Raw genomic sequence first — 18974 nt, forward strand, 5'->3', positions numbered from 1 at the left:
TGCATAGGCCCCCTCTTGCGAGGGGGCCTGTTTGTGGTCGCCCGCCCCCTGTCGGTGGGGGCCTTGTACCGTCTTAAGCCGATGTTGAGGGAAGGTGGCGCTTTACACAGGCTTAACACGCCACCTTGCACGATGGGAAGCGAACGTCCGCGTACACCACTTTTCGCCCTATTCTCCGGAGGTTTTCCATGACCCAGAACGCCAGCTTGACCATCACCCGCATGCTGCAGACCCATCCCCAGAGCGGCCAGTCGCCATTCGATCTGAACGCCCTGACCGAATGCATCGAGGCCTGCTTCGAATGCGCGCAGATCTGCACCTCCTGCGCGGACGCCTGTCTGGGCGAAACCGAACACACTGGGCACCTGACCCACTGCATCCGCCTCAACCTGGACTGCGCCGACATCTGCACCACCACCGGGCGCGTCCTCGTGCGTCAGACCCAGCCGGAGATGGCCGTGATCCGCGCGCAGCTCCAGGCCTGCCTGGCGGCCTGCAAAGCCTGCGGCGACGAGTGCCAGGAGCATGCCGAGAAGATGAACATGAAGCACTGCGCGGTCTGCGCCGAGTCGTGCCGCCGCTGTGAACAGGCGTGCCAGAAGATGCTGGATGGTCTGAGCGCCTGAACCTGCCTGAAGAGCTTCTGTCGCCTGCCCGCACATTTTCTGCGGCAGGCGACTTTGTTGAGGAGGACCCCATGAATGAATCCATGAATCGCTCGGCTACACCGCAAGACTCAGACGAGAAGTCGATGGGCAAGATGGGCGGCAGCTATGGCCGCTTTGCGGCCATGATCGCCACCTCCACCGTGATCATGTACGGCCTGATGTACCTGAACACCTATCAGCTCGATCACGTCTCCTTCAGCGAGACGCGCGTGTTCATGGCGATCTATATGGGGGCCGTGATGGCGGTGATCATGCTCGGGTACATGCTGAACATGTACAAGGACAGCCGCGTCAATCTGGGAATCTTTCTGGGCAGCCTCGTGGTCTTCGCGGGGTCCCTGTGGCTGCTGCGCTCACAGGCCACGGTGGGCGACGTGGCGTACATGAAGGCCATGATCCCGCACCACTCGATCGCCATCCTGACCAGCAACCGCGCCCAGATTAAGGACCCCCGTGTGCGCGAATTGGCTGACGAAATCATCGAAGCTCAGGTCCGTGAGATCGCCGAGATGAAGGCATTGATCGCTGACCTGGAGAGCAAGGACTAGAAATGGAGCCTAGCAACCCTCAGTGAGGAGGGGCCACCAGCAGTTTCAGCGTGAAAACGCTGCCCTGCGAAGACGAACTCACGGTCAGGCTTCCGCCCATCCGCGTCGCCAGTCCACGGGCGATGGTCAGGCCCACCCCGCTGCCGTCTCCCCGGGTGCGCGCCGGGTCCACGCGGTAAAAGCGCTCGAAGATCCGCTCCAGGTGTTCGGGAGCGATGCCGCTGCCCGTGTCGGCCACCGTGAACAGCATGTCACCGCCACGGTGTTCGGCCCCCAGCGTCACCTGACCCCCACGTGGCGTGTGCCGCAGGGCGTTGCCCAGCAGGTTGGCGAGAATCTGCGAGGCCCGCTCAAAGTCTGCGGTGACCTGCGGGAGCGCCGCCTCAGGTGAAGCGCTAAGCGTGACGCCGCGGTCCTCGTAGGCCCCTGCGAAACGCTCAAACGCGTCGGCGATCAACGCGGCGGGGGCAAAGTCACTGGAATGCAACTCCACTGCGCCCGCCTCCACCCGCGACACCACGCTGAGGTCCTGCGCCAGCCGTTCCATGGCGGCCGTCTCACGCAGGATGGCCCCAGACACGGCTTCCGGCGGCATCACGCCGTCTTTCATGGCCTCGGCGTACCCGCGCAGCGCCGACAGGGGCGTCCGCAATTCGTGCGCCACGTTGGAGATCAGTTCCACCCGGCCCTGTTCCACCTGTTGCAATGCAGCGGCCATCCGGTTGAAGTGCCGGGCCACGTCGGTCAGTTCATCCCGGCCTTCTTCCGGCAACCTCCGCTCGTAATCGCCCGTGGCGATGGCGTGGCTGCCGTCGCGCAGCAGCTCCACCGACCGCACCACGCGCCGCGCCGAGTAAAGCGCGGTCAGCGCCGCCACCACCAGCGCCAGGGGCAACGAGGCCAGCAGCGCCGCGTTCAGGGTGCGCCGCACGCCGCGCTCCAGATCAGGGCGCAGGGACGCGCCGTCCGGACCGATCAGCGTGATCATCTGTTCGACGTGGTGTCGAATGAACGCTGAGGCCAGCACCTCGCTGATCAGCAGCACCGCGCCCAGCGCGATGCAGATCACCAGCAGGTGCGACAGGAACAGCCGGGGGTAAAGCTTCAGCCGCCCTCACCCCCTTCCTGGGCTTCCATGAAGCGGTAGCCCACCCCGCGCACGGTCTCTATAAACCGCGGAGCTTCAGCGTCATCGCCCAGCTTGCGGCGCAGGCCCGTGACATGCACGTCCACCACCCGCGTCGTGCTCGGAAAGTCGTGACCCCACACCCGCTCCAGCAGCCGTTCCCGACTCCAGACCAGCCCCGGATGCTGCGCGAAGGTGCTGAGCAGGTCATATTCCAGCTTGGACAGGTCCAGGGGCTGCCCTGCCAGCGTGGCGCGGCGGGCACGCAGGTCCAGCTCCAGGTCACCGCTGCGAATTTCATGATGGACCCCTGCCCGTCTGAGCAGGGCGCGGACCCGGGCCACCACCTCGCGTGGGCTGAACGGCTTGACCACGTAATCGTCCACGCCCAGATCGAGGCTGCGCAGCTTGTCCTCCTCCTCCCCGCGCGCGGTCAGCATCAACAGGGGCAGCTCAAGCCCCGCCGTGCGCGCCTCGCGGGCCAGGTCCAGGCCACTGACGCCCGGCAACATCCAGTCCAGGATCGCCAGATCGACGCGCGGCAGCAGTTCGCGGGCCTGGTGGCCGTCGGCCGCCTGCAAGACCTCGTACCCCTCGCCGCTCAGATAGGCGTGCAGGATTTCCAGGATGGCCGGGTCATCATCGACGATCAGAACGCGGGCCATGCCCGCCTTCCGCCCAGCCCCGGGGTCACAACCCGCGTTTGATCAGCCACTGGCGGTAAGCGTACATCTCGTCGGCCTGGGTGCGGACGATGTCGCGGGCCAGCCCCAGCACCCGCGCGTCGCTGCTCTTTTGCAGCGCCAGGCTCGCCATGTCGATGGCGCTGGCGTGGTGCGGCAACATGCCCTCCACCAGGCCACGGTCGCTGTCCTTGCTGGCCTTGAGCGCGGTGATCATGGTGTTCATCTCGCCCGTCATCGCGGTCTGCATGCTTTTGTCCACGCCGCCGAGGGTCTTCAGCCAGGTGTTCATCTGGCCGATCTCTTTTTGCTGCACGCCGATGATGTCCGCCGTCCAGCGTTTGACCTGGGGGTCCTTGACGTTGTTCAGGACCGTTTTGCTCATGTCGACGGCGCCCTGGTGGTGAACGATCATCATGGAGAGGAAGGCGCGGTCAAATGCCTTGCCCTTCAGGGTCTCGAGACTGCTGTTCATAGGGGTGCCGTGGTTCATGCCAGGCATGGTCATCTGGGCGTGGGCCAGGGGCGTGAGACTGAGGGTCAGCAGCAGGGCGAGGCGTTTCATGGCTGCAGCGTGGGGCAGTGATGTTAAGAGCGTGTAAAGCGTGGGCCTGAGGCTGGGGAGGCACCGGCTCGAATGTGGTCATGCGTGACCCGACAATGGAGACGCAGACCGGGCGGCTGATCACGATGACTGACAGACGAATGGTGGAACCTCCACACAAGTTGAGGACAGACGCTCAAATGCAATACAGATTCCAAGAGGGATTTCTGTTCCTATGCTAGTCAGACCCCTGCTGGGCGACGAATTCGAGTTCCCTTAAAAAGTGTCGGGTACTGAGCAGGTGCGCGATGACCGGGGGCTCTCCAGCAGTGCGGAAACAACTGCAAGGCCCGCTTGCCTCAATTCCTTGGCGTGGCTTTACGCGGAAGACATCGTCAACCCGTGCAGATAGATCAGAGTTCCACCTTACCTGGCAGGGCCAGCGGCACCCCTCAACGAACCTGTTGTGATCGTCCTACCAGTTCACCCATGAGAACCTGCGGCAGCAGCACAGTGAAGGTCGATCCCACGCCCTCGGTACTGGTCACCTGGATGGTGCCGCCCATGGCCTCGACGAGGTGTCGGGACACCGTCAGCCCCACACCCGCCCCGATGCTCTCTTCCGCGTCCCGTGCGCGCGATTGATCCGAACGGTAGAAGCGCTCGAAGACGTGGGGCAGGTCCTGCGTGGAGATGCCCTCCCCGGTGTCCCGCACCTCCAAACACCCGGACCTTCCACTGCCGTCTACCTGGACGGTGACGCCCCCGTGTTGCGTGTGTCGCAGGGCGTTCGACAGCAGGTTCACCAGCACCTGGGTGACCCGGTCCGGATCAGCCACAACCTGGACGTCGCGCTGCACTTCCAGGGACAGCGTGAGGCCTTTACCCGTGAACGCCCGCTGAAACTGCGCGCAGGCCACGCCAGCAAGTTCCGCCAGCGGCAGCATCCGTGGCACCACGGGAATGACGCCCGCCTCTGCCTGCGTGACGAGCGACAGGTCCTGTGTCAGCCGTTCCAGCCGCCGAATTTCCCGGATCAGGTCCGGCCCGGCCTCCTCGATGAGGAACACGCCGTCCAGCAGCCCCTCGGTCAGTCCACGCATGCCGGTCAATGGCGTGCGGAGTTCGTGGGCCACCGTCCCAATCAGTTCCCGCCGCCGAACCTCCGTCGCCTCCAGGGCTTCGGCCATGCGGTTGAAGCTGCTCGTCAGTTCGCCGAGTTCGTCCCGGCCCATCTCGGGGAGTCGCTCCGCGTAGTGGCCAGCCGCGATGCGCGTACTCGCGTGGCTCACGCGCTTTACCGAGCGCAGAATCTCCCGGCTGACGAAGGCGCTCACCACCAGGGCCACCAGCAGCGTGACGGTGCTCGCCACGATCAGCGCGCTCCCAAAGGCCCCGGTAAAGCCCTCGGAGAGCTGACGGCGCATCTCTGGAATGTCACGGATCCCGAACATCTGCACCATCTGCTCGATGTGCGTCCGGTAGAAGAATGGGGCCGTCCATTCCGCAATCACGATCATGGTCGTCGCGGCCAGCGTGATCACCGCCAGGTACGAGAGCAGCAGCTTTGCCCTCAGACCCAGACCGGAAGCGGTCTCAGGCGTGGCCAAAGCGGTACCCCACCCCCCGCACCGAGTGGATAAAGTGTGGCAACTGCCCGGATTCTCCGAGGTGTCTGCGCAGACTGACCATGTGCACGTCCACCACACGGTCCACGCCAGGAAAATTCTCCCCCCACACCCGCCCGATAAGTTCGTTGCGGGTGAAGACCCGTCCCGGCGCTTTGGCGAGTTCGTACAGCAGGTCAAATTCCAGGGCACTCAACTCAAGCGGCTGCCCGGCCACGCTCACGGTGCGCGTCACGGGGTCCACCCGCAAATCCTCGTACACCATGGTCAGGGGGGCCGCCTCACCGGAGGTGCGCCGCAGGATGGCCTTCACCCGCGCGACCAGTTCGCGGGGGCTGAACGGTTTGACCACGTAGTCATCTGCGCCCAGTTCCAGGCCCAGCACCCGGTCGAACTCCTCGCCCCGGGCGGTGAGCAAAATGACCGGTACGTCCGAAGATGCCCGGAGGCGCTTGCAGACGTCCAGTCCGTTCATCTTCGGCAGCATCACGTCGAGTACAACCAGCGCCAGACCGCCCGCCTCCGCCTGACGCAGGCCGTCAAGGCCGTCTGCCGCCGTGCGTACCTGGAATCCTTCACGTCCCAGGTACGCCGAGGCGACCTTGCGCACGCTTGGCTCGTCGTCCACCACCAGCACTGTATTCATGTGTCACTCCAGTATGTCAGCCCGCACCACCGCGCGTCATCAGAATTGCACTCCGATCCGCCGGGCACTGTTCCAGAGGTTATCCCGGGTGAAGGGTCCACTGTGTTTCTCGCGAATCACTCCGCTGGCATCGATGAAGAACGTTTCCGGTATACCCGCCACCCCGTAATCGATGGCGACCCGGGACTGCCGGTCGATCACGCTGGGGTACGGCACGGCGAATTCCCGCGTGAATGCCCGCGCGGCGTCCGGTTGATCCTGGAACACCACACCGACCATCGTGAGATTACGCGCCTCCCGCGCGAATTCCGCGAGCATCGGTGCCTCCTCTCGGCAGGGCACGCACCAGGAGGCCCAGAAGTTCACGACCATGGGCTGACCGAGGTGATCCTGGAGCCGAAACGGCTGACCGTCCAGGGTAACGAGCGTGAAGTCCGGGGCAGGCTGGCCAAGAAGTGCTGACTCTACGCCCTTGCTGGGCTTCAGGAGTGCCACCGCCAGGGTCACCACCACAGCGGCGGCGAGCAGCGGCGGCAGCCAACGCCGCACGCCACCGGGCCGCCGGGGATCAGTCGGGGAGGCGTTCAGGGGCACGGTTCCTGTACCGTTCGGTGAAGTCCACGATCTTTGCCTCGTCCAGCGTGTCCAGGGTGTACAGCCGCCGCCAGGCGGTCAGGGCCAGCGGCACCTGGAGCTGCGAGTTCGGGGCCACCACCGTCTTGTTTGGAAAGCGTTTCTGAATCGCCTCCAACCTAGCCACGTCCCCCTTCAGCAGCGCCGGATTGTACTGAATGACCACGCCGCCGTGCTCCAGGTTATGGATCAGGGTCTCTGGCGTGATCTCGTACACGAAAGTTCCCCACGGTTGCGGCTGCACGTAATGCCAGCCACTGGTGGCAGGGGAGGAGTTGTACGCCGGGTGCTGGGCACCAACAGCGATGTGTTCCTGCCCTTGATTGGGGAAGGTCTGACCCAGTTCTCCTGTCTCTCCACCGGACCGGGCCCACCACGTCCCGCCCACCAGCGTCAGGGCGAGTGCCCCGACCAGCACGGCGGGCCAGGGGTTACGGCGCTGCGGCGCTGCGGAGAACTTCAGGTTGGTTGTCCTGTTCGCTTTCGTCACGCACCCACGCTACGCGGCAGGTATTCAACCTCAATAAAACCGGGAGTCACGTCATGTACGCAGTTCATCCCATTTCAGCCTCTGCGCTTTATCAAAGCTGAACAGTGCTTCGCGGGCCTGCCTGCTGTGAAGCGTCTCTCCATTCTTCTCGCCGCCCTCGTCCTGACCACGGCGGGTGCCCACGGCAGTGAATCGCACACCGACGGCGGCCAGTCCTTCGCCACGCTCCAGCCCCCCGAAAGCCAGTCCTACACCCTCAGCCTGGCGGCGGACGGGTACCCTCTGGGTGTGAGGGAAGAGCGGCGTGTGGCGTCAGCAGAAAGGTGCCTGGTCACGCGTGGCCGATGGAGCGCCCATCGTGATCGGCGTGAATTCCAAACGGCCCGGTGAGGCCGTCTGGGTGGACGAGCAGGGGGCCGTCCACCGCAACCTCAACTGAACCCTGAAGCCTCTTCTCACCTTTATTGAGCCTGAACAGGCCGCAGATACGGTGAACACGTTCGGGATTCACACCGAACGACTGGAGGTTCCATGAAACACCTTGTACTCGCGTCCATGCTGACGCTGTCCGCCGCCCTCGCCCAGACGGCCACCCCGCCCGGCACGTCCTCTCACGACATGACCATGCCGGGCAAGACGATGGGGGGCGACATGATGGGTGGGGACATGAACGCCATGATGAAGCAGTGCATGCAGATGATGCAGGCCGGAGACGGGAACATGATGGCCCGCCCTGCCACGGCCCCGGGCCTGGACCGGCCAGCCGCCGAGGCGGTGGCCCGCGCCTTTCTTCAGGGACAGGGTAAGGCCGGGGCAGGCACGCTCCAGATCACCGAGGTGCGCCGTTCAGGCAACACCTTCCAGGTGGGTTATCTGCAGGGCAAGGCGGCGGGCGTGCTGCATATTGACGCCACCACCGGGAACGTCACGGTCTCGCGGCCTTGATGAGGCCCGGTTGGCTCTCCCGTCATCCCCTGTCCGGGCCTGACTGAAACACTGAGGGTTCAGCCACGCCGCCGCTGCCCTGATTCAAGGAGGAACAGATGCAAGTCAAAGACGTGATGACCAGTAACCCCACCTGCTGCACGCCCGACACGCCCTTGCCCGAAGTGGCCCGGATGATGGAACAGCACGATTGCGGCTGCATTCCCGTCGTGGAGAACCAGGACAGCAAGAAGCCCGTCGGGATGATCACAGACCGGGACATCGCCCTGCGCGGCGTGGCCTCGGGCCAGGACACCCAGAGCATGACCGCGCGCGACTGCATGTCCACCTCCGTCGTGACCGTGACCCCGGAAGACAGCGTGGATGAGTGCTGCAAGGCGATGGAGGACAACCAGGTGCGCCGTGTCGCCGTGGTGGACCACCAGGGCGGCTGCTGCGGCATGGTCTCGCAAGCCGATGTGGCCCTCGACACCAGCGGCAAGGTCGGCAGCGTGGTGCGGGAAGTCTCCCAGCCGACGGACAGCGCTCCGAACATATCCAGCCAGTAACACGCCGCGTCCAGGCGGGGGCCACCGAACGGGTGTGCCCCCGCCATTACTGGAGAACCCTATGGCAAACGCCGAGCGCGTCCAGCGCCTCTATGACCGTGTGGCTGCCCGTTACGACGCTGCCATGCGGCTTCGCCTTCTGGACGAGTTGCGTTCCCGCCTCCTGGCGAGTGCCCATGGAGACGTGCTGGAAATCGGGGTGGGGACAGGTGCCACCTTCGCGCACTACCCACAAGCCGTCCAGAGTCTCACGGCCCTCGACCTGAGCGGCGGGATGCTCCACGAGGCGCACCTCAAGGCCCTGTCCCTCCCGTTCCCGGTGCATTTCGTGCAGCACGATGTCCAGACCCTGCCATTTGGGAACGCGCGCTTCGACACTGTCGTCAGTTCTCTCGGACTATGCGGCATTCCCGATCCGGCGCGCCTCTTCGCGGAGGTGGGCCGGGTGCTGCGGCCCGGTGGGCGGTTGCTGGCACTTGAACACATCCGCCCTCCCAATCCGTGGCTGGGCCGGATGGCCGATCTGATTGACCCGGTGTTTGATCAGGTGGTGGGCTGCCACCCGAACCGGCCCACACCCGAGTTGCTGCGCGCGGCGGGCTTTGTGGTAGAGATGCGGGAACGTCACCTGGGCGGCGTCCTCGTGACGCTCGAAGCTTTTCCCGGCACGGACGGTTGAACGTGACCCTGCATCGCCGGACGCTCAACACCGCTCTGGTGGCCGTCTTCGGTATCGCCTTCGTTCTCAACTTCATCTGGGAGATGCTGCAAATGCCGCTTTTTCAGGGCCTGGACTGGTCCCCCGCCTCGTGGGCCCTGTGTGCGGCGGCCTCGCTGGGCGACGCGGCGTTCTCGACCGCCGCCTACGCCGCACTCGCCCTCTGGCACCGGGACGCCGGGTGGGTCTGCCAGCGTGACGCACGTGACGTCGGGTGGGTGGTCACGGGCGGTCTCCTGGTGGCGGTGCTGGGCGAGCGGCTCTCACAGGCGTGGGGCTGGTGGTCGTACAGCTCGCTGATGCCGCTCGTTCCGCTCATCGGGGTGGGCGTGGTGCCACTGGTGCAACTGGCCGTGTTGACCGTCGCCACCTTTGAAATCGTTCAGTACGCTGGTCTGTGCGTGTCACGGCCACACACCTGAACGCTTCAGCCCGCATTCCGCCCCTCCTGATCCGCTTCAGAGCAGCCAGTAGATGAAGGTGTCGTACAGCCCAGCCAGAACGAATACGGCTCCCGCCAGGGGCGCGGCAAGCCGGTGGACGCGCCGGAGTCCAGTGAGGTACGTCTGCCGCCCGCTGGCCGTTGCCGCCGGCAGGAATGCGACCAGAATCAGCAGAGGGAGCATCATCCCCAGCACGAACGCGACCGGATACAGCGCGCCCAGCGGTGCGGTGATCGCCAGGGGGAGGGTCAGGCCAAAGTAGAGCAGGAAGAGCGTCGGACAGAACGCGAAGCTGAAGGCCAGACCCAGGGCGAACGCCCCCAGGGTGCCCCGCTGCACCCGGGCGCGCTCTTCGAGCCGTTCCGCGAGTCTCGCGCCGACCGTGAAGCGCAGGCGGATCACGCCGACCATCACCAGGCCCACCAGGAACATCAGCGGCCCCAGCACCCGCCGGACGCCCGTGAAGAAGTCGCCCGAGGCCAGCACGCTCCCGCCAAAGACGTACACCGCCACTGCGCCGAATACCAGGTACACCAGCAGGCGCGCGAACACAAAGGCCAGGCTGCGTGGCCACGCTCCCCCGGCGTGGCCGTCCCGCGCCACATACGCGAGGGTGGCCGCGCCGGTGGAGAGCTGACAGGGCGCGGTGGCGGCCAGCAGGCCCAACAGGAACGGCGTGAGCAGCGAAACGCCCGTGCGGGATCGCAGGGCGGTGACGGGACCGGCCAGGGCGGCGTTCAGGGAACCGCTCAGCCGGTACAGGTCCAGAGCCAACTCGCGTAGAACCGGGGAGATGGACGGCCACGCGAGGAGGAGCGTGACGACGAGACCGCCCGCCGCGAGCAGCCAGCGTGTCCTCACTCGCTCCAAGTCTTCCCCCCGTCCACCGAGCGGTAAACCATGCCGCTTTCCCCTGCGGCGTACAGCTTCGCTTCATCCCGAGGATCGGCGGTGACCAGCAGCGCGCCTTCCGGGAGATTCAGGTTCGTCCAGCTCCCCCCCTTGTCCTCGGATCTCGCTACCCCAGCGGGACCCGCGATGTACACGTTGCCGCTGACCGGGTGAACGTCCAGGCCGGAACCGGCTGCCTGTGGTGCGCCCCCGTCCCGCTGCCAGGTCGCGCCGTCGTCCGAGACGATCAACCCGTCATTCATGGTGAGGGCATAGAGGCGCGGGGCTTCGCCCGGCCCCGCCGAGAGCGTCATCGCTCCCGCCGTCGCCGGGGACACGAACCGCCAGTCCTGGCCGTTCTCCGTGCGGTACAGGCCCCGCCCGGCAATATTCGCGTACCACACGTCCGGCTGGGCGGGCAGGACGGCAAACCCGTGGATGTCCGTGCCCGGCAGGTTCCCGAAGCCGCTGTCCTGCCAGGTCTGCCCGCCGTCGCGGCTGGTCTTCAGGACGTCGTGCCCGGCCAGGACCAGCGTGCCGGGTGTCCGCATGGACGAGGCGAGCGACATGGCATCTCCAGCACCATCCGTCGGGCCCCACGTTCTCCCCCCGTCCGAACTGACCGAGACGCCCGCATGCTGCCCGTACAGCAGGCGGCCATCCGGGAGAACCCGCAAGGCGTGGAAGTCGCCGCTCAGGCGCTGAGCGGCCTTCCCCTGGTTGTCCTGCGTCTGCCACCACAACGTACCGCCCAGCAAAGCTGCCGCGAGCAGGGCCGCCGGCAACAACACACGGAACCGGCTGGGAGGTGCAGCAGTGACCGTTCGAGCCTTCGTCGTCATGTCACTCCCTGAAGGCCGTGGCCTGCACGGAAACGGACGCTGGGGCGAGTTCAGGCTGCGGGGCAGCTTCCGGCTTCGCCGCGTGACTCCCATGGGGCATGGAGCGCATCATCAGCAGCATCGAGAGCGGGCACGCCGCTGCCAGCAGAAAGGGCAGCGCGGCGGTGAACGTGCCCGGAGACACCGCGAAATAAAGACCTATGGCGAGGGCGGCGAGGCCCGCGAGCACCTTCCAGTTCAGACACATCCCGAGGAGTTTCATGATCTCTACTGTAGGGAGCGTCTGTTCAACTTCGATAAACCCCGGAGACACGTGATTCATTGGGTCTGCGCGGTGGGTGAAGCAAAGCAGCGGACCCTGTTTTATTGAAGCTGAACACACTGCTTTTACGCTGGCGAGGCTAGCAGGGACGCCCTGGCGAGGAGGAAAGGCCATGACAACGCGAGATCAGCGCACCGAGAAGACAGAATTGCCGCTGGAGGGACTGTCCTGCGCGAGCTGCGTGCAGACCGTGGAAAAGCAACTCGCGCGCACGGACGGCGTGAAGCGGGCGGAGGTGAACCTGCCCCTGGAAAAAGCGTACGTGGAGTACGACCCGGCGCAGGTGAACCTGGCGCAGCTCAAGCGGGCGGTGGAAGGCGGCGGGTATGGCGTCCGAACCGGCGAAAGAACGCTGGACGTGGTGGGCGTGGAACCGTTCGTGAACGCCGCAGAGCTGGAGGGGGTGCTGGCGAGGGTGCCGGGCGTGGTGCAGGCGCAGGTGGATCTGGACGCGCGGAAAGTGGACGTGCAGCACCTGAGCGGCGAGCTTGACTTGGCGGATTTCGTGGCGGTAGCCGACGCGGCGGGATTACATCTGGCCGCGCCGGACGTGTCCGCCTCGGGGCTTGACCCGCAAGACGCTGCGCGCGCCCAGGAGTACCGGACGCTGATGCACAAGTTCTGGTTCGCGGTGATCGTCGGCGTGCCCGTCCTCGTCACGATGTTCATGGAACTCAGTCCCGCGTTCGGGGCAGCTTTGATGCCTTACGAGCGCGTCATCGGCCTGGCGGCGGCGGTGCTGACCTTGCCGGTACTCGCGTGGTCCGGCGGGCAGTTCTTCTCCGGCGCGTGGAATAACTTCCGCAACCACAACGCCAACATGGACACGCTGGTTGCGCTGGGCACCGGTGCCGCCTGGCTGTACTCCACGGCGGCGGTCCTCGCCCCGCGCCTCTTCCCAGCAGGAACCGCCGGCATGTTCTTCGACGTCGCCGTGATCGTAATCGCCCTGATCGTCCTGGGGCAGGCGCTGGAAGTGCGCGCCAAGGCCCGGTCGGGGGCCGCGATTCGCAAGCTGCTGGAGTTACAGGCGAAAACCGCGCGGATCGTCCGGGACGGCCAGGAGGTGGAAATTCCGATCGAGCAGGTTGCGGTCGGGGACCTGGTGCGGGTGCGGCCTGGGGAGAAGGTGCCGGTGGACGGCGTGATCGTGGACGGCCAGAGCGCCCTGGACGAGAGCGTCGTGACCGGCGAGAGCGTCCCGGTGGACAAGCGCCCGGAAGACAGCGTGATCGGGGCGAGTCTGAACACGACGGGGGCTTTCACCTTCCGTGCGACGAAGGTCGGGAAGGACACCGCCCTCGCGCAGATCGTGCGTCTGGTGCAGCAGGCGCAGGGCAGCAAGGCACCGATTGCGCGCCTCGCCGACGTCATCAGCTCCTACTTCGTGCCGAGCGTGATGATCATCGCCATCCTCACCTTCATGGCGTGGTTCAACTTCGGCCCCGCCCTGAACTTCGCCGTCGTGACCGCCGTGACGGTGCTGGTAATCGCCTGCCCCTGCGCGCTGGGCCTGGCCACACCGATGGGCCTGATGGTCGGCATCGGCAAGGCCGCCGAATACGGGGTGCTGATCAGAAACGGGGAGGCACTGGAGACGGCGGCGCGGCTGGGGGTGGTCGTGCTCGACAAGACCGGCACCATCACCCAGGGCAAGCCGGAAGTGACGGAGGTGCGGCCCCTTGAACCTTTTGGCGAGGCAGAACTGCTGATGCTTGCGGCTGTCGCGGACAAACGCAGCGAACATCCGCTGGCCGCCGCGATTGTGCGGGGGGCCCAGGCGCGGAGGATCACTCTGGGTGAGCCGGAGGCGTTCGAGGCGGTGCCGGGTCACGGCGTGGAAGCGACCGTGGCCGGGCGACGGGTTCTGGTGGGGAATACGAAGCTGATGCGCCGCGCGGGAGTGGCGGGACAGGACTTTGGTGAACTTGCCGAGCGCCTTGCGGACGAGGGGAAGACGCCGATGTTCGTGGCGGTGGACGGCCAGCCAGCGGGGGTGATCGCGGTGGCGGATACCCTGAAGTCGGATTCGGTGGAGGCCATCCGGGCGTTGCGGGCGCTTGGCCTGTCGGTTGTGATGATGACGGGGGACAACGAACGCACTGCCCGGGCGATTGCCCAGCAGGCGGGCATCACGGACGTTCTGGCAGACGTGCTTCCCCAGGACAAGGCCCGACACGTAGCCGAACTTCAGCAGGAAAACGTACCAAACAAGTCCCGCGGCGGGCGTGGGGCACGGCTGGTCGGTATGGTCGGGGACGGCATCAACGACGCACCTGCCCTCGCTCAGGCGGACGTGGGCTTCGCCATCGGGACCGGGACGGACGTGGCCATCGAGGCGGCGGACGTCACGCTGGTGGGCGGCAGCCTGCGCGGCGTCGTGACGGCGGTGGAGTTGTCCCGCGCCACGCTGCGCAACATCAAGCAGAACCTGTTCTGGGCGTTCGCTTACAACGTCGTCGGCGTTCCCATTGCCGCGGGCGTGCTGTACCCGTTCTCCGAGGTGCTGCTCTCGCCGATCCTCGCTGGGGGAGCGATGGCGTTTTCCAGTGTCAGCGTGGTGACCAACGCCAACCGGTTGCGGTTCTTCCGCCCCAGGGAGGTGCGGGCATGAACACGGCACAGTGGATGGTGACGCTGGTGGGTTTCGGCTTGATCGCCTGGATCGTCTGGTACTTCTGGCTGTACGAGCGGCAAAGTGTGCAGGCGCGCGCAGAGGAGGGTGGCATGCAGGAAATTGATGTGACGGTGAAGGGCGGGTACCAGCCCGCCGTGATTGAGGTGCAGGCCGGGCAGCCGGTGCGGCTGAACTTCACGCGGCGGGAGGCCAGCACCTGCGGGGAGGAAGTGGTTTTCCCCGCCTTCGGGCAGCGGGCGCACCTCCCGGAGAACCAGACCGTGCCGCTGGAGGTGACGCCCGCGCAGCCCGGCGAGTACGAGTTCACCTGCGGGATGAACATGTACCGGGGCAAGCTCATCGCCCGCTGAGGAGGAATCCATGATGTAGACAGGTTGCTCCGCTGGACATCCACCTTGACCTGAAGCCCTCAACACGACCGGAGGAACAGATGACGAACGCACCGCAGATGGGAACAAACGGGATGAACTCGATGATGCAGGACTGCATTCAGGCCTGCTCCGACTGTCACGACGCGTGCTTGCAGACCCTCAACTACTGCCTCCAGCAGGGCGGGCGGCATGCGGAAGCCGCCCACCTCCGCCTGCTGATGGACTGCGCGGCGATCTGCCACACCAGTGAGGACTTCATGCTGCGCGGCTCGGAACTGCACGCGCGGGTGTGCAGCGTGTGCGCGGAGGTGTGTGAGCGCTGTGCCGAGAGCTGCGAGGGGATGGGCGACGACCCGCAGATGCGGACCTGCGCGGATGCCTGTCGCCGCTGCGCGGAGTCCTGTCGGCAGATGGCGTAAGCCTGAGACCAGGCTGAAGGCACGGGGACCCACTGGGCAGGTGGGTCCCCCTTTATTGAAGTTGAACACAGCAGCGATAGCCTGCCTTCAGCGGCGTGAGGGCCGGTTCGCCCTTCAGTGAAGAGAACGCGCAGGGAGTGAGCAGTGATGATGGGAATGATGGGATGTGGCGGCGGCATGCTGCTGAGCCTGCTGCTGTGGGTGGCGGTCATCGCGGCCGTGGTGTACCTGGTGGCGCGGTTGACCCGTGACGGACGCCGCGATGACGGGCCAGACCGGGCCCGGCAAATGGCGCGTGAGCGCTTCGCCCGTGGCGAGATCACCGGTGAGGAACTGGACGACTTAGAGCGCCGACTCCACCCGTGACCCACATCACTGGGCGCTGGGTGCGGTCCGTCCTGGCGCTGTCCGTGACCCTGAGTCTGAGCTGGCTCTCCAGTGCCGCCGCGCACGCCTTCCTGGTCAACACCCTCCCGCGGGCCGGGGCGCGCTTCACCGAGGCCCCGCAGGAACTCGCGTTGCAGTTCAGTGAAGCGGTGAGCCCGCGCTCCGCCCAGGTCAAGGTCCGCGCGTTGCAGGGAGGTCCGCTGGAAGTTCGTGAACTTCACCCCGGAGCCGACGCCCAGAACCTGCTGGCGACCCTGCCGCCGCTGAAGCCAGACGTGTACGTCGTGTCCTGGCAGGTGATGGCCGATGACGGGCATCTGTCCAGCGGGGAGTTTGCCTTTGGCGTGGGTGCTGGGGGGGCTATTCCAGGAGTGCAGGACAACGTGGACGGGGTGCCGCTTCTCTGGGTGACGGGGAGCGCCCTGCTGTTGGTGGGGCTCGCCCTCGCGCTGGGCGGGTGGATCAGCGAGCGGTTCGTGTGGCGCAAGCAGGGCGTCCCGCGCGCGTGGATTGGGGTGGGCGCGGTTCTGGCCGTGCTGGGCAGCGCCGTACATCTCGTGGCCCTGGCTGGGAGCGGCCCACGGGCCACCAGCGTGATCCTGACCAGCCGTCCCGGCGTCGCGGCAGGTCTGGCGCTGCTCGCCTTTCTGGTGAGCGCTTGCCTCACCCGCGGGCGCTTCCGAGGCTGGGCTGGTCTTCCGATGGTGGGCGGGGCACTGGCCGTGACCTGGCAGGGGCACCTGGGCAACGCCGAGACTTTCTGGCTCACGCCGCTCGGTCTGGCGCACCTGCTGCTCGCGGCGGTGTGGGTGGGCGCGCTCGTACATTTCGGGCAGGTGACGTGGGTCAGACGAAATGTCGCGTGGTCTGACGCCCTCAGGCGCGGCGCGTGGCGATACGCGAAGCTCGCCGCCTGGAGCGTCCCACCGCTGCTGCTGCTCGGCTTGCTCCTGGCCTGGTCACAGGTGGACGCGCCGGGAGACCTGTGGACGACCCGGTACGGACAACTGCTGCTGGCCAAAGTCACGCTGGTGCTCGCCGCCCTGGGACTCGCCGTGCTGGCCCGCAGCCGGTTGGTGCCTGCCCGGACAGCTCAGCCCCTGCGCCTGGCACGGCTCGTCCTCGCGGAGGTCGGCACGCTGCTGGTCATCCTGGTCCTGAGCGCGGGACTGGTCAACGCCACCCCACCCCGGGCGCTCACGGCGGCGAACATCCTCAGCGCTGCGCCCCCCATTGGTCCAGCGGTGCGCGCGGCGGATCAGGCGGGTTCGCTCAGCGTGTACGTCCTCGCCGCCGAGGGAGACCTGCGGGTGGAGGTGGTGCAACCCACCGGGAAACCTGGTGACCGGACGCGGCTGTGGGTCAATGGTGAGGCCCCGGGCGGGGCCTTCACGCTGCCTCTGAGGTCGTGTGGCCGGGGGTGCTTCCACGCTCCCTTCGGGTGGAAACCCGGGGAAACAACGGTACGCGTAAAGGCGACAGATCCAGAATGGCCTGGAGGAACTGCCGAAGTGAAGCTGCGCTGGCCGCCAGGCCCGGATCAGACGGCGCAGCTTGCACAGGTGGTGAAGGCCATGAAACACGCTGGAACCTTCGATGTGACGGAGCAGGCACCCAGGAGCCTGGATCCGACGCCCCACACCTTTCCGCTGACGGCGGAGACCCTGGCGGCCACCGATGTCTACGTCGGTGGTGGGGCGGAAGATGTCCGGGAGGTCGGGCGCGATGCCCAGGGCTATACCGTGCTGTCCCTGTTTGTCCCCGGATCAAGCCTGTGGTACGAGTTGCATGTCGATGGGCACCGCCGCATCCGCCGGGAACGGATCGTCGGCCCAGGGTATGGTGTGAACCGCACCATCGAATATCCACAGCTTCTGGAAGACGGTTCACCGTGAGCAGATCCATTCATTCCTTCACCGATCCTCGCTTGCCACTCGCAGCGAGTCTCTCGATGCTGGCGGCGGCCCTGCACGGGGGCGTGACGGGGGCACATTTCACGGAATGGGTGGGATACGGTGTGTTCTTTCTGGTGGCCACGATCACGCAATTCGTCTGGGGCGGCCTCCTGCTCATCCGCTTCCTCGAAACCAAGGCGGCGCAGCGTGATCCTTTTCCCCGCGTGGGAGAGAGCACCTGGGAGAACTCATACCTCTGGGCTGGGATTATCGGGAATCTTCTGATTGCAGCGCTCTATGTCGTGACCCGAACGGCTGGCATTCCTGGATTCGGTCCCGCGTCCGGTGAGATCGAGGCGTGGGATGTGTTCGGGTTGACCACTACGGCTCTGGAAGCACTGCTCGTGGTGCTCTTGCTCGTCGTTCTCAAGGCCCGGTCCCGGCTGCCCTGATCGTCGGAGGACGATGAACTTATAAGCCATACCAACTGGAAAACAAAGCTCAAGTACATTCAGCCACCCGCGCAACGCTAGCCGCGCTTTATACACGCTTTACACAGGCCCGCTAGGGTTCCTGCGGACGCCCTTGATGCGTTCACTTCTGGAGGCAGGATGGATCCCGTATTTCTTCAAATCGGCACCTTCACAATCGCCTGGTACGGCGTGCTGATCACGCTGGGCATCGTGGCGGGTGTGTGGCTCGGCACGCGCATGGCCCGCCAGCGTGGCCTGAACGTCAATCTCTTCAGCGACATGATCCTATGGATGATCATCTGGGGGCTGGTCGGCGCGCGCCTGGTCTTCGTGCTGACCTCCTGGGGACAGTTTTCCGGCACGCCGTTTCCGCGCATTCTGTTTGACGTCATCAACCTGCGGGCCGGGGGCATCTCCATCCACGGCGGGTTGATCGGCGGCATCCTGGTGCTGATCTATTACACCCGGCGCTACAAGCTCAACTTCTACCAGTACGCGGACCTGTGCGTGCCGGGCGTGGCTTTCGGGGTGATCGGCGGGCGGCTAGGCAACATCATGAACGGCACCGATACGGTGGGCCGCGTGACCGGTTGGGCAGTTGGCTACCGCTGGCCCGACAGCGCGCGGGCCTTTCACGACGGCATGTGCCAGCCCAATGCCAACCCGAATATGGATCTGTCGCAGTATTGCCAGCAGATCGGTGGACAACTGGTGATGACGGCCCCGGTCCATTTCACGCAGCTCTATGGTGTGATCATCGGCATCATTTTGAGCGTCGCCTCGTACTTCTGGCTGCGCTCACGCAAGGCAGGTTGGGCGTTCTGGCAGTTCTGGCTGTGGTACAGCATTCTGCGCGCCGGGTGGGAAGAAACCTTCCGCCTGAACCCTCTCCTGCCCAACACTTACCTGAGCCAGGGGCCGGATAAAGCAGGCATCGGCCTGTTTACCGAAACACAACTGATCAGCATTCCGCTGATCATCGTGAGCATCATCATGCTGATCCGTATTCGTCAGCAGCCGGACAATCCTGTTCCAGTGAAGGCAAAGGGCAACTTGCCCGCAGGCGAACAGGCACAGACACCCTGAAGAACTGAAGCAGATGAAAGCCAGCGGCCC

At 65.7% G+C, this 18974-nt stretch carries 24 protein-coding genes; 14 read left to right on the forward strand and 10 right to left on the reverse strand.

Annotation, left to right across the window (positions count from 1 at the left end; all coding sequences use genetic code 11):
* The first annotated feature begins 188 nt into the window (after positions 1 to 188).
* Together HNQ08_RS17060 and HNQ08_RS17065 are read left to right on the forward strand one after the other, a co-directional pair.
* A complete protein-coding gene (locus tag HNQ08_RS17060) occupies positions 189 to 626 on the forward strand; it encodes a four-helix bundle copper-binding protein (protein WP_221284257.1) in 438 nt (145 codons plus the stop codon).
* A 71-nt stretch (positions 627 to 697) separates the two neighbouring features.
* Positions 698 to 1216 carry a DUF305 domain-containing protein gene (locus tag HNQ08_RS17065; RefSeq protein WP_221284258.1) on the forward strand — a complete coding sequence of 173 codons (519 nt, stop codon included), beginning with the start codon at positions 698 to 700 and terminating at the stop codon, positions 1214 to 1216.
* Positions 1217 to 1235: 19 nt separating this feature from the next.
* Here HNQ08_RS17065 and HNQ08_RS17070 read toward each other — a convergent pair whose 3' ends face one another.
* From HNQ08_RS17070 to HNQ08_RS17100, 7 genes are all read right to left on the reverse strand, one after another.
* Positions 1236 to 2324: a sensor histidine kinase gene (locus HNQ08_RS17070; RefSeq protein WP_184134968.1), complete on the reverse strand. Its 1089-nt coding sequence runs from the start codon at positions 2322 to 2324 to the stop codon at positions 1236 to 1238.
* Positions 2321 to 3007: a winged helix-turn-helix domain-containing protein gene (locus HNQ08_RS17075; protein WP_184134789.1), complete on the reverse strand. Its 687-nt coding sequence runs from the start codon at positions 3005 to 3007 to the stop codon at positions 2321 to 2323. Before HNQ08_RS17075 ends, HNQ08_RS17070 begins: the two co-directional genes overlap by 4 nt.
* Before the next feature lie 25 nt (positions 3008 to 3032).
* A complete protein-coding gene (locus tag HNQ08_RS17080; protein WP_184134792.1) occupies positions 3033 to 3590 on the reverse strand; it encodes a DUF305 domain-containing protein in 558 nt (185 codons plus the stop codon).
* Between the two features lie 431 nt (positions 3591 to 4021).
* Positions 4022 to 5179, reverse strand: a complete 1158-nt coding sequence (locus HNQ08_RS17085) for a sensor histidine kinase (protein ID WP_229790088.1) — start codon at positions 5177 to 5179, stop codon at positions 4022 to 4024.
* The gene (locus HNQ08_RS17090; protein ID WP_184134794.1) at positions 5166 to 5843 is read right to left on the reverse strand and encodes a response regulator transcription factor; all 678 of its coding nucleotides are present in this window, start codon (positions 5841 to 5843) and stop codon (positions 5166 to 5168) included. Before HNQ08_RS17090 ends, HNQ08_RS17085 begins: the two co-directional genes overlap by 14 nt.
* Positions 5844 to 5882: 39 nt before the next feature.
* Complete coding sequence (locus tag HNQ08_RS17095) at positions 5883 to 6437, reverse strand: TlpA family protein disulfide reductase (protein WP_229790087.1); 555 nt, start codon at positions 6435 to 6437, stop codon at positions 5883 to 5885.
* Positions 6412 to 6966 (reverse strand): thioredoxin-like domain-containing protein, encoded by a 555-nt coding sequence (locus HNQ08_RS17100; RefSeq protein ID WP_184134797.1) that lies wholly within the window; start codon positions 6964 to 6966, stop codon positions 6412 to 6414. The genes HNQ08_RS17095 and HNQ08_RS17100 overlap by 26 nt, the downstream gene beginning before the upstream one ends.
* 304 nt (positions 6967 to 7270) lie before the next feature.
* Between HNQ08_RS17100 and HNQ08_RS27965 the strand changes: the two genes are divergently transcribed.
* The 5 genes from HNQ08_RS27965 (at position 7271) to HNQ08_RS17120 (ending at position 9599) form a co-directional block, all read left to right on the forward strand.
* Positions 7271 to 7405 (forward strand): hypothetical protein, encoded by a 135-nt coding sequence (locus HNQ08_RS27965; RefSeq protein ID WP_268240022.1) that lies wholly within the window; start codon positions 7271 to 7273, stop codon positions 7403 to 7405.
* 92 nt (positions 7406 to 7497) lie between these two features.
* Positions 7498 to 7911: a hypothetical protein gene (locus tag HNQ08_RS17105; protein ID WP_184134800.1), complete on the forward strand. Its 414-nt coding sequence runs from the start codon at positions 7498 to 7500 to the stop codon at positions 7909 to 7911.
* 98 nt (positions 7912 to 8009) lie between these two features.
* Positions 8010 to 8459, forward strand: coding sequence for a CBS domain-containing protein (locus HNQ08_RS17110; protein ID WP_184134802.1), 450 nt, complete (start codon positions 8010 to 8012; stop codon positions 8457 to 8459).
* Between the two features lie 61 nt (positions 8460 to 8520).
* Positions 8521 to 9138 (forward strand): class I SAM-dependent methyltransferase, encoded by a 618-nt coding sequence (locus tag HNQ08_RS17115; protein WP_184134804.1) that lies wholly within the window; start codon positions 8521 to 8523, stop codon positions 9136 to 9138.
* Positions 9139 to 9140: 2 nt separating this feature from the next.
* Entirely contained in the window at positions 9141 to 9599 is a 459-nt protein-coding gene (locus HNQ08_RS17120) for a hypothetical protein (protein WP_184134806.1), read from the forward strand.
* Between the two features lie 36 nt (positions 9600 to 9635).
* Here HNQ08_RS17120 and HNQ08_RS17125 read toward each other — a convergent pair whose 3' ends face one another.
* From HNQ08_RS17125 to HNQ08_RS17135, 3 genes are read right to left on the reverse strand one after another with little or no spacing between them, the layout of a single operon-like run.
* Entirely contained in the window at positions 9636 to 10481 is an 846-nt protein-coding gene (locus HNQ08_RS17125; RefSeq protein WP_184134808.1) for an urease accessory protein UreH domain-containing protein, read from the reverse strand.
* A complete protein-coding gene (locus HNQ08_RS17130; protein ID WP_184134811.1) occupies positions 10478 to 11353 on the reverse strand; it encodes a WD40/YVTN/BNR-like repeat-containing protein in 876 nt (291 codons plus the stop codon). The genes HNQ08_RS17125 and HNQ08_RS17130 overlap by 4 nt, the downstream gene beginning before the upstream one ends.
* Position 11354: 1 nt before the next feature.
* A complete protein-coding gene (locus tag HNQ08_RS17135; RefSeq protein WP_184134813.1) occupies positions 11355 to 11615 on the reverse strand; it encodes a DUF2933 domain-containing protein in 261 nt (86 codons plus the stop codon).
* 172 nt (positions 11616 to 11787) lie between these two features.
* On the opposite strand from HNQ08_RS17135, the gene HNQ08_RS17140 reads away from it, so the two are divergent.
* From HNQ08_RS17140 to lgt, 7 genes are all read left to right on the forward strand, one after another.
* Entirely contained in the window at positions 11788 to 14289 is a 2502-nt protein-coding gene (locus HNQ08_RS17140; RefSeq protein WP_184134816.1) for a heavy metal translocating P-type ATPase, read from the forward strand.
* Positions 14286 to 14663, forward strand: coding sequence for a cupredoxin domain-containing protein (locus tag HNQ08_RS17145; protein ID WP_221284260.1), 378 nt, complete (start codon positions 14286 to 14288; stop codon positions 14661 to 14663). Before HNQ08_RS17140 ends, HNQ08_RS17145 begins: the two co-directional genes overlap by 4 nt.
* An 80-nt stretch (positions 14664 to 14743) precedes the next feature.
* Positions 14744 to 15103, forward strand: coding sequence for a four-helix bundle copper-binding protein (locus tag HNQ08_RS17150; RefSeq protein ID WP_184134818.1), 360 nt, complete (start codon positions 14744 to 14746; stop codon positions 15101 to 15103).
* A gap of 147 nt (positions 15104 to 15250) precedes the next feature.
* Positions 15251 to 15469: an SHOCT domain-containing protein gene (locus tag HNQ08_RS17155; RefSeq protein WP_179164949.1), complete on the forward strand. Its 219-nt coding sequence runs from the start codon at positions 15251 to 15253 to the stop codon at positions 15467 to 15469.
* On the forward strand, positions 15466 to 17385 hold the full coding sequence (locus HNQ08_RS17160) for a copper resistance CopC/CopD family protein (RefSeq protein ID WP_184134821.1): 1920 nt from the start codon (positions 15466 to 15468) through the stop codon (positions 17383 to 17385). The genes HNQ08_RS17155 and HNQ08_RS17160 overlap by 4 nt, the downstream gene beginning before the upstream one ends.
* Entirely contained in the window at positions 17382 to 17837 is a 456-nt protein-coding gene (locus tag HNQ08_RS17165; RefSeq protein WP_179164951.1) for a hypothetical protein, read from the forward strand. Before HNQ08_RS17160 ends, HNQ08_RS17165 begins: the two co-directional genes overlap by 4 nt.
* 159 nt (positions 17838 to 17996) lie before the next feature.
* Positions 17997 to 18944 (forward strand): prolipoprotein diacylglyceryl transferase, encoded by a 948-nt coding sequence (lgt, locus tag HNQ08_RS17170; RefSeq protein WP_184134824.1) that lies wholly within the window; start codon positions 17997 to 17999, stop codon positions 18942 to 18944.
* The last annotated feature ends 30 nt before the right edge of the window (positions 18945 to 18974 follow it).

Origin of the sequence: Deinococcus humi (assembly GCF_014201875.1) — a bacterium.
GTDB classification, from domain to species: Bacteria; Deinococcota; Deinococci; order Deinococcales; family Deinococcaceae; genus Deinococcus; species Deinococcus humi.

What these genes read in the sequence shown, in the direction of transcription:
- HNQ08_RS17060 (WP_221284257.1), top strand. Translation starts at nt 189, where the DNA reads ATGACCCAGAACGCCAGCTTGACCATCACCCGCATGCTGCAGACCCAT.
- HNQ08_RS17065 (WP_221284258.1), top strand. Translation starts at nt 698, where the DNA reads ATGAATGAATCCATGAATCGCTCGGCTACACCGCAAGACTCAGACGAG.
- HNQ08_RS17075 (WP_184134789.1), bottom strand. Translation starts at nt 3,007, where the DNA reads ATGGCCCGCGTTCTGATCGTCGATGATGACCCGGCCATCCTGGAAATC.
- HNQ08_RS17080 (WP_184134792.1), bottom strand. Translation starts at nt 3,590, where the DNA reads ATGAAACGCCTCGCCCTGCTGCTGACCCTCAGTCTCACGCCCCTGGCC.
- HNQ08_RS17090 (WP_184134794.1), bottom strand. Translation starts at nt 5,843, where the DNA reads ATGAATACAGTGCTGGTGGTGGACGACGAGCCAAGCGTGCGCAAGGTC.
- HNQ08_RS17105 (WP_184134800.1), top strand. Translation starts at nt 7,498, where the DNA reads ATGAAACACCTTGTACTCGCGTCCATGCTGACGCTGTCCGCCGCCCTC.
- HNQ08_RS17110 (WP_184134802.1), top strand. Translation starts at nt 8,010, where the DNA reads ATGCAAGTCAAAGACGTGATGACCAGTAACCCCACCTGCTGCACGCCC.
- HNQ08_RS17115 (WP_184134804.1), top strand. Translation starts at nt 8,521, where the DNA reads ATGGCAAACGCCGAGCGCGTCCAGCGCCTCTATGACCGTGTGGCTGCC.
- HNQ08_RS17130 (WP_184134811.1), bottom strand. Translation starts at nt 11,353, where the DNA reads ATGACGACGAAGGCTCGAACGGTCACTGCTGCACCTCCCAGCCGGTTC.
- HNQ08_RS17135 (WP_184134813.1), bottom strand. Translation starts at nt 11,615, where the DNA reads ATGAAACTCCTCGGGATGTGTCTGAACTGGAAGGTGCTCGCGGGCCTC.
- HNQ08_RS17140 (WP_184134816.1), top strand. Translation starts at nt 11,788, where the DNA reads ATGACAACGCGAGATCAGCGCACCGAGAAGACAGAATTGCCGCTGGAG.
- HNQ08_RS17145 (WP_221284260.1), top strand. Translation starts at nt 14,286, where the DNA reads ATGAACACGGCACAGTGGATGGTGACGCTGGTGGGTTTCGGCTTGATC.
- HNQ08_RS17150 (WP_184134818.1), top strand. Translation starts at nt 14,744, where the DNA reads ATGACGAACGCACCGCAGATGGGAACAAACGGGATGAACTCGATGATG.
- HNQ08_RS17155 (WP_179164949.1), top strand. Translation starts at nt 15,251, where the DNA reads ATGATGGGAATGATGGGATGTGGCGGCGGCATGCTGCTGAGCCTGCTG.
- lgt (WP_184134824.1), top strand. Translation starts at nt 17,997, where the DNA reads ATGGATCCCGTATTTCTTCAAATCGGCACCTTCACAATCGCCTGGTAC.